Source organism: Micromonospora sp. NPDC049529 (assembly GCF_055586685.1).
Genome location: NZ_JBVJHT010000003.1, coordinates 397965 through 405877, shown reverse-complemented (window position 1 = coordinate 405877; position 7913 = coordinate 397965). Strand labels below are relative to the sequence as shown.

11 protein-coding genes are annotated in these 7913 nt (G+C 69.4%); 2 read left to right on the top strand and 9 right to left on the bottom strand.

The window, feature by feature from the left end; genetic code table 11:
• Positions 1–104 precede the first annotated feature (104 nt).
• The 5 genes from ACZ6QQ_RS07155 to ACZ6QQ_RS07135 all read right to left on the bottom strand — a co-directional run bounded on the left by ACZ6QQ_RS07155 (position 105) and on the right by ACZ6QQ_RS07135 (position 3156).
• Positions 105–1418: an ABC transporter substrate-binding protein gene (locus ACZ6QQ_RS07155; protein WP_465874937.1), complete on the bottom strand. Its 1314-nt coding sequence runs from the start codon at positions 1416–1418 to the stop codon at positions 105–107.
• A gap of 327 nt (positions 1419–1745) precedes the next feature.
• Positions 1746–2312, bottom strand: coding sequence for a plasmid pRiA4b ORF-3 family protein (locus ACZ6QQ_RS07150; protein ID WP_465874936.1), 567 nt, complete (start codon positions 2310–2312; stop codon positions 1746–1748).
• 79 nt (positions 2313–2391) lie between these two features.
• Complete coding sequence (locus ACZ6QQ_RS07145; protein WP_465874935.1) at positions 2392–2640, bottom strand: flavin reductase; 249 nt, start codon at positions 2638–2640, stop codon at positions 2392–2394.
• Entirely contained in the window at positions 2625–2912 is a 288-nt protein-coding gene (locus ACZ6QQ_RS07140; RefSeq protein ID WP_465874934.1) for a DivIVA domain-containing protein, read from the bottom strand. The genes ACZ6QQ_RS07145 and ACZ6QQ_RS07140 overlap by 16 nt, the downstream gene beginning before the upstream one ends.
• Positions 2913–3000: 88 nt before the next feature.
• Positions 3001–3156, bottom strand: a complete 156-nt coding sequence (locus tag ACZ6QQ_RS07135; protein WP_465874933.1) for a hypothetical protein — start codon at positions 3154–3156, stop codon at positions 3001–3003.
• 163 nt (positions 3157–3319) lie between these two features.
• Here ACZ6QQ_RS07135 and ACZ6QQ_RS07130 point away from each other — a divergent pair, with 163 nt between their 5' ends.
• Positions 3320–4177 carry a helix-turn-helix domain-containing protein gene (locus ACZ6QQ_RS07130; protein WP_465874932.1) on the top strand — a complete coding sequence of 286 codons (858 nt, stop codon included), beginning with the start codon at positions 3320–3322 and terminating at the stop codon, positions 4175–4177.
• A 16-nt stretch (positions 4178–4193) separates the two neighbouring features.
• On the top strand, positions 4194–4409 hold the full coding sequence (locus ACZ6QQ_RS07125) for a DUF397 domain-containing protein (RefSeq protein ID WP_465874931.1): 216 nt from the start codon (positions 4194–4196) through the stop codon (positions 4407–4409).
• Positions 4410–4517: 108 nt separating this feature from the next.
• Here the strand turns inward: ACZ6QQ_RS07125 and ACZ6QQ_RS07120 are convergent, their stop codons facing one another.
• The 4 genes from ACZ6QQ_RS07120 to ACZ6QQ_RS07105 all read right to left on the bottom strand — a co-directional run bounded on the left by ACZ6QQ_RS07120 (position 4518) and on the right by ACZ6QQ_RS07105 (position 7913).
• Complete coding sequence (locus tag ACZ6QQ_RS07120; protein WP_465874930.1) at positions 4518–5678, bottom strand: alkaline phosphatase PhoX; 1161 nt, start codon at positions 5676–5678, stop codon at positions 4518–4520.
• A 139-nt stretch (positions 5679–5817) separates the two neighbouring features.
• The gene (locus ACZ6QQ_RS07115) at positions 5818–6303 is read right to left on the bottom strand and encodes a YfbM family protein (RefSeq protein WP_465875041.1); all 486 of its coding nucleotides are present in this window, start codon (positions 6301–6303) and stop codon (positions 5818–5820) included.
• Between the two features lie 57 nt (positions 6304–6360).
• Positions 6361–7143 (bottom strand): TIGR03089 family protein, encoded by a 783-nt coding sequence (locus ACZ6QQ_RS07110; protein ID WP_465874929.1) that lies wholly within the window; start codon positions 7141–7143, stop codon positions 6361–6363.
• 110 nt (positions 7144–7253) lie between these two features.
• Positions 7254–7913 (bottom strand): phosphotransferase, encoded by a 660-nt coding sequence (locus ACZ6QQ_RS07105; RefSeq protein ID WP_465874928.1) that lies wholly within the window; start codon positions 7911–7913, stop codon positions 7254–7256.

The following is a 7913-nucleotide window of genomic DNA, read 5'->3' as shown; positions in this document are numbered from 1 at the left end:
GGGGGGGGGCGCTAGCTCCGCCCAACCCCCCTCCCCCCCCCCTCCCCCCCCCTCGCCCCCCCCCCCCCCCCCCCCCCCCCCCCCCACCCGCGCTCACGGCCGGGTCACTTACCGGCGGCCGCACCGTTCTTCAACGCGTCCTGCCAGGCCGCGTCGGCGGCCTGTCCCTGCTCGACCGCGCGCAGCGCGTTCTCCACGGCGGTCCGTACGGCCTGGTTCTTCGGGCCGAGGTAGACCGGCTTCAGCTCGGTGGCACCGGCGGCGAAGATCTTGCCGATCGGCGCGTTGCTGAAGTACTCGTTGGTCGCCGCGGTCACCGCCGGGTCGCTCAGCGCGGCCGGCTGCGAGGGCAGGTTGCCCAGCTTCTTGAAGACCTCGATCTGGCTCTGTGCGCTGGTCAGGTACTTGGCCAGCTCGACCGCGGCCTTCTGGTGCTTGCTCGACTTCGGTACGCCGAGGAAGCTGCCGCCCCAGTTGCCGCCGTTGCCGGGAGCCTTGGCCACGTCCCACTTGCCGGCCGCCGCGTCACCGGCCTGGCCCTTGATCACACCGGTCATCCAGGCGGGGCAGGCGATGGTGGCGAAGGTGCCGTTCTTGAAGCCGGCGTTCCACTCGTTGGAGAACGACTGGAGGTTGTTGGAGAGCTTCGCCTCGATCATCTTGGTGGTCAGGTTGAACGCGGTCTTGACATCCGGGTTCGTCTCCAGCACCAGCTTGTTGCTCTTGTCGTAGTACGTGTAGCCGGTGCCGGCCCCGGCCGTCTGGCTCAGTACGACGTTGAAGAAGTTGGTCGCCGAGTCGACGAACTTGTTCTTCGAGTCGGCGGCGGCGAACTTCGCCCCCTGCTCGATGAACGCGTCCCAGGTCGGCCAGAGCTTGCCGACCTCTTCGCGGTCGGTCGGCAGGTTCGCGGCCTTGAACAGGTCGGTGCGGTAGCAGATCGCCATCGAGCCGACGTCGGTGCCGAGGCCGAGGACCTTGCCGTCGGGGGTGGTGCCCTGCTCCCACTTCCACGGCAGGTAGTTGGCCTTGAGGTCGCTCGCACCCTCGTCGGCCAGGTTCACGAACTTGTCGGCCTGCGCGTAGAACTGCACGATCGTGCCCTCTTCGAGGGCGACGATGTCGCCGGCGCCGGAGCCGGCGGTGATCTGCTGGGTCAGCCGGGTGTTGTAGTCGCCCAGGCCGAGGCCCTTGCCGCGCTCCTGGATCGTGACGTTCGGGTGGTCCTTCTTGTACGCCTCGTACAGGCTCTCGTACCCGAAGCCCTGGTCGCCGAAGACGTCGACGATCAGCGTGATGGGCGCGTTGGGATCGGCCGATTCTGTTGACGAGTCGTCGCCACAGGCCGTCGTGGCGAGCACGGCGGCGGACGCGATCGCGATTGCCGCGAACCGCCGACGGCGGGACGTGACGCTCATCCTGACCCCTCTCAGGTCGCATGTGTGTGGTGGGGGCGGTGGTGGGTGGTACGGGTGTGGCGCGGGACGGCTGCCCGGGCGGAGATCGGGACTCGACGCTGTGGCGCGAGCCACAATGGCCGGGAGCGCTCCCATGAGATTGCCGGGGGGTTACCGGGGTGTCAAGACCCCATTGGGAGCGTTCCCATTTCGTTACCGCCGGACGCCAAGATCACCAAGAGAGACGGCGGCACCACATCGAGCTACCGGCGACGGGCCACCGAAGATCGAAGCGCCGACCGGGACCGGCCACTGGCAGGCCGGATGTTCAGCGGCAGAGCCGGTGGGTCAGCAGAGGCGGCGGGTCAGTGTGGTGGCCCGGTCGGCCGCGAAGGCTTCCGCGTCGAACGACCGCCCGATCCACTCCCGCATCGACTCGTGCTCCGGATGCTCCGGGTCGGCCAACGCGACCAGGAAGGTGCGGTAACCGAACGGACCGCCGACATCCTCCGGCGGGCAGGCGCGGGCACCGCTGACACAGATCGGGTACCGCTCCCCCGGATCGGCGCCGAACGCGTCCTCGACCGTGACGTCGTGCTCCCACCAGTCACCGAAGTCGTAGGTGTAGCGGAACCTGCTCCCCTTGCCCACCACCGCGTCGAGCCGGGTGTCCAGCTCGTCGCGCAGGGTCAGCTCGCCGTCCGGGTCGGGCTCGCCGTACTGGAGGCCCTCGATCTCGAACGAGTGCAGGTGGCAGTCCTGCCAACCCATCACGTGCTGGAAGACGCGGTGCAGCCGGTCCAGGGTGTAACCCCCGGGCACCAGCACCCGCCGCCACACCACGGGCGTGACATCGGAAAGCGAGACCTTCAGCTGGAAGATCTGCCGCTGCGGGCTCGACAGTTCGCGCACCATCAATCAATACCACGCAGGTCAGCGGCGTAGCGCACACTCAACGAAATAGCCCGAAATCTATTTCTGTGGCGTGGAACTTTCACGGTGGACGGGATAGCGGCCGGTCACACCAGCCGAGCAACCGCTCGGTGAGCTCCCGGGTGCTCGACTCGCCGAGGTCGGCGCTGGCGTCGGCCAGGTAGCGCACCAGGTGCCGGCGCATCCGCACAGTGTCGCACTGGAACAGCATCTTGAGCTGCCGCTTGCGGGTCAGGCACGGCCACGGACTCCCGCAGGCCCGACACAGCCACGACGGCCGCGCCGGGGCGTGGATCACCGCGTCAACCACGGCCAGCCCCGTTGGTTGCGCCGATCGCCGGTCACCGTTGCTTCGGTCGTACGCCGATGAGCCGGCGCCTCGCGCGAACAGCAACCGTGCCGGGACTGCCATTCGCGCAGCGCGGCCCGGTGGCGCTCGGCCTCGTCGTGCGCCGCGGCCAACTCCCGGTACAGCGCGGACAACTCCCGCTCGACCCGCCACAGGAAGCCCCGCACCTCGGCCGGCGCGTAACCCCGTCGGCCGATCCGGGTCCACCCGAAGCAGACGCCCCGGACGTCCATCGGACCAGCCGCCCCCGGCCGCCCCGGTAGATGCCGTCCCGACCCGCGTGCCGATCCATCCGGCCCTCTCCCGGCCCCGCGATCCGGTTCATTCGAGGTGCCCGAGGCGCAGGCAGGTGAGGCAGCGCAGCCCCGAGCCGCAGACCGTGCACCAGCAACGTGACTTTCGATAGGTCACCAGCCCGGCGACGAAGCCGAGCAACACCGCCCCCACCACCGCAAATCCCACCTGATACACCGACACGACGCCCCCTCGTCCAGACTCGTCAGACTCACCGAATGACCCTGGTGTGCATCATTCACACCGTCGCATGAGGACTGCGAGCAGGCAAGAGCACCAGTCAACATCATTTACACGAACATCGTTGGTCCTTGATCCGGGCCCATCTATGAACGACACTTGCGGCATGGTGCTGAAACGTGATCGCCGTACGCCTACCGTCCGTGGGCGACAACTCGGGATCGAGCTGAAGCGGCTACGTACCGAGGCGGATCTCACCGCCGACCAGGTCGCGGAGGACATCGGCTGTTCGCAGGGGAAGATCTCGCGCATCGAGCTGGCGCAGACCGGTGTCAGCAAGGGCGACCTGTTCCTCATGCTCGACCTCTACGGCGTGACCGACCCGAAGCTGAAGGACCAGTACTGGCAGTTGGCCCGGGCCGCGCGCGGCCGTGGCTGGTGGGAGGACTTCCGCGATGTCATCGGCAGTGGTCTGAGCACGTACATCGCCTTCGAGACCGAGGCGTCCGAGCTGAGATCCTGGTCCTGGGGCACGATCAACGGGCTGCTACAGACGCGGGAGTACGCCGAAGCCATCTTCAGTGGAGCACCGCTGGGCGACGCTCGCTCGGCCGAGGAGGTCGCGAAGCTGGTGGAGGCCCGGATGGCAAGACAGCAGCGGTTGACCGACGGCTCGTTCAAGCTCTGGGCCGTGCTCGACGAGTCGCTTCTCTACCGCCCGCTCGGCGGTCCAAAGGTGTTGAAAGCGCAACTCGACCACCTGCTCACCCCTCGCCGCAACGTGACCATCCAGGTGCTCAAGCAGCAGACGGTCTGGCATGCCGGGCTGAACGGCGCCTTCAACCTGATGGACTTCCCCGCCCATCCTCCGGTGGTGTTCGTGGAGAGCCTGACCGGTGACCTCGACGTGGAAGGTGAGGCGGACATCGAGCGGTTTACGCTTGCGTTCGACTACCTGCGTGCCGCCGCAGCCAGCGTCGAGGAGTCGCGTGACCTGATCGGCGGTGCGCGCGACAGCCTCTAGCTAGGGATGGGCAGCAGTGGAGCTTCACAGTGCCGAGTGGCGGAAGAGCACACGCTCCAGCGGCGGCGGCAATAACGACTGCGTCGAGGTGGCCGATCTCCGGGACGTGGTCGGCGTACGGGACAGCAAGGACGCCGACGGGCCGGTGCTCAGGTTCGACCGGGCGGGCTGGGCGGCTTTCGTGCACGGCCTGCGCGACCCGCAGCCGGCCGCATCCGCACCACGCACCTAACCACCGAGCGGCGGAACAAGGCGTCGCCTCGTGTAGAGAAAGAGTGGCTATCCGGCGAGGGATAACCACTCTTTCTCTACACGAGTGGTTATCCCCCGCCCCTGGGGCTCAGGTGCGGAACGGGCCGGTGACGCAGTACGTGATGCCGCCGGACGAGGAGCCCGAGGTGCCGCGCTGGGACGAGAAGTACAGCCGGTTCCCGGCCGGGGTGAACGCGGGACCGCAGATCTCCGACGAACCCTGGCCGGTGATCCGGAGGAAGACGGAGATCTTGTCGTCCGGGGTGATCACGCAGATCTCCATGTTGCCGCCGTCCTCGGCGACGTAGAGGTCACCGAAGCTGGAGCCGGTGATGTTGTCCACGCCGGTCAGCGGTGCCGAGCCGGGGCTGACCAGGTTGTCGTCGTAGGCGAGTTCGTAGGTGTTGTTGGCGAGGTTGAGCTGCCAGACCCGGTTGTCACCCTTGGTGGTGAACCACAGGGTGTTGTTGGAGTAGTGGCAGCCCTCGCCGCCGTTGAACGACTTGGCGCCGGACACCTGCGACCGGGTCGCGGTCGGGGACCCGTCCGGATCGGGTACGGCGGCCCAGCTGAACGAGCCGGACGTGGCGCTGCCGGCCACCAGCACCTGGAGCGCACCGGCGGAGAGGTCGCCCCAGGTGATCGGGATGAACCGGTAGAGCTTGCCGTTGCTCTCGTCCTCGGTCAGGTAGATCACCCGCCGGTCCGGGTCGGCCGCGGCGGCCTCGTGCTTGAACCGGCCCATCGCCGGGCGGACCACGGCGGTGCCGCCGAGCGGGTACGTCTCCCAGACCCGGCCGAGGTCGACCTCCTCACAGGAGAGCCAGGTGTTCCACGGGGTCTTGCCGCCCGCGCAGTTGTTGTTGGTGCCGGACAGGATCCGGGACGCCCCGGTGACGGTGCCACTGGAGTTGAAGACGATCCGGGACGCGCCGCCGCCGGAGCCGGCGCTGGTCTCGGAGTTGGAGACGTAGACCCAGCCGGTGCCGTTGGCGTACACGGCGCCGCCGTCGGGGGCGTTGTGCCAGGTGTACGAGGTGCCGGGCACCACCTGGCCGGAACGGGCGATGATCTGGCTGGTGAAGCCGGCCGGGAGCTGGATGCCGTGGCTGTTGGCCGCCTGGAGCGAACCGTACGGGCCGGCGGCGTTCTGCGCCGGTGCCGCGTACGCCGCCGACCAGGCGGTGAACGGCAGCGCGACCGCGCCGGCGCCGAGCACGGTGGCGCGCAGCATGTTCCGTCGATCCATCGTGGACCTCCTTGTGGGGGTGGGTCCGAGGAATGTAACGATCGGTTGTAGATGAAAAACAGTACGTAAATGAACGGTCGCCATCGATGTGTGGAACGAACAGACCGGGTCTGCCACCGGTTGGGATGACTCGTCCGGTTCAGTCGATCCAGCAGATGACGGCGTTGCCGCGCCGGGCGGCGGTGGTGAAGAACCGGCGGGTGTCGGGCAGGTGGTGGGCGACCCAGACGAGCTCGTCGGGCCGGTCCCATTTGTTCGGGTAGATCTCGGCGCGCTGCAACTCGGCCGGGTCGACGTCCCGGATCAGATCTTCCGGGGTGAAGGTGGCGAGTTCGGCCGCTGCTGCGGCGACCTGCTCCGGGGTGAGGTAGCGGGGCGGCCCGTAACCCCAGTCGTGCTCCGACTCCTCGGGGTCGTCGTCCACCCCGGGGAACTCCTCGGCGCCCTCCACGATCGGGACACCGAAACCCCGCCGCGTCAGCAGGAAGTCGAAGGCCTGCCACGCCCTGTCCGTACCCGACCGTAGGTCGTCACCGGCGTCCTCGGCCAGCTCGTACGCCCATTCGAGGTCGTCCTTCGCCTGTGCCAGCTCGGCTCGCGTGACCCGGAGCCAGTTCCCGTTCATGCTCACGGGCGACAGGTTAGGTGCCGGGTCTGACAGGCGCCCGGTTCGGCGGTCTGCTCAGAAGACCCGGGTGGCGCCTTCGGTGCGGGCACGGGCCTGCTCGGTGCCGGGTCGGAGGTTGTGGCACAGGATCACCGACGCACCGACGAGCAGCGGGGCCAGCAGCCAGAAGACCGGGTGTTCGTGCGCGGCCGTGTCGATCAGCACCCGGTCGCCCGGCCGGAGGTCGCGGGCCTCGGCGATCCCCTGCGCCACCGTCGCCCACTCCCGGTAGCTGGTGCCGTCGACCGTGGCGGCGTCGGTGGGCCGGACCGAGGCGTACGGCGGCGCGCTGTCACCGTGCCCACGGACCTCGACCAGGTAGTCCCGGTAGCCGGCGGGCACCTCGCGCGTCGGCTCCGCCCCCGGCTCGAACCCGAGCACGAACTGGTGCTCCGCCTCCGGCACGTCCTCCAGCCAGTTGTCGATTCGGTCGTGGGCCACGAAGCTGACGTCGACCGGGAGGTCCGCGCCGGGGCCGATCCGCGGCAGACCGGCCGTCGCCAGCGGGTGGAACGCCACCGACACCCCGGCCGACCAGGCACCGAGCACCACCGCGGCGGTCTGCCAGTGCGGCGGGAGCAGCACCGCCGCGCGGTCGCCCGGATGCAGCCGGCAGCCGTCGACGAGCAGGTTCGCCGTCCGGGCAACCCACCGGCCCAGGTCCGCCACGGACAGCTCGGTCCGCTCCCCGGTCGCGTCGTCACAGTAGGTGAACAGTGGCCGGGTGGCGTCGACCGTCGCCGCCGTGGAGAGCAGGGCGGGAACCTCTTCGGTACGGCGGGTGGTGGTCAGGTCCATCGGACGCTCCAGGGGCGGAGCCGGCGGTGTCGGCGGCCGGCGTACGGAACGGTCACGGCGACCATACCGAATCCCACTCGAACGGGGCCCGTTCGGAGCGCTGACACGGATCAGGTGGCGCGGGTCAGGACCAGGGCGGCGGCACGGTCCAGGGCCGCCTTCTCGGTGGCACTGAGGGTGGGATTGACCCGACGCAGGTCCAGCGCCCGCCGCAGCTGGGCGGCGCGGGGTGGCCGCGCGTGCCGCTGGAAGGCGGCCAGCGCCAGCCGACCGGGGTCGGCGAGCCGGGTGTCCGTACCGACCGCGACCTCGGCGAAGATCAGCGCCGTCATGGCCACGTCGAGATCGGCCGGGCCCTCGACCGAGTTCCGCCAGTCGATCACCACCGGGCCACGCGAGGTCAGCATGACGTTCAACGGATGCAGGTCGAGGTGGAGAATCCGGTCGGACGGGTCGGCGCCGAGCCGGGGCGGCAGCGCGTGCAGGCGGTCGTGCAGGTCCACCAGCAGTTCGGCGGCGACCTCGACGTCGACCCGGCCGGCGAGCAGGGCGTCCAGCAGGGTTTCCCCGTCGAGCCGGTCGAGCACCAGGTCCGGCCCGTCGGCGCGGTGGACGGTCGGGACCGGATAGCCGGCGGCGGCGACGTACGCCATCACGGCCGCCTCCGGCGCGGTGTCGCCGCCGTCGCGGTAGCGGCGCAGCACCCGCGTCGGGTCGAGTACGAACACGTCGGCGTCGCGACCGGACGCGAGCAGGATCCCCTCGTTCAC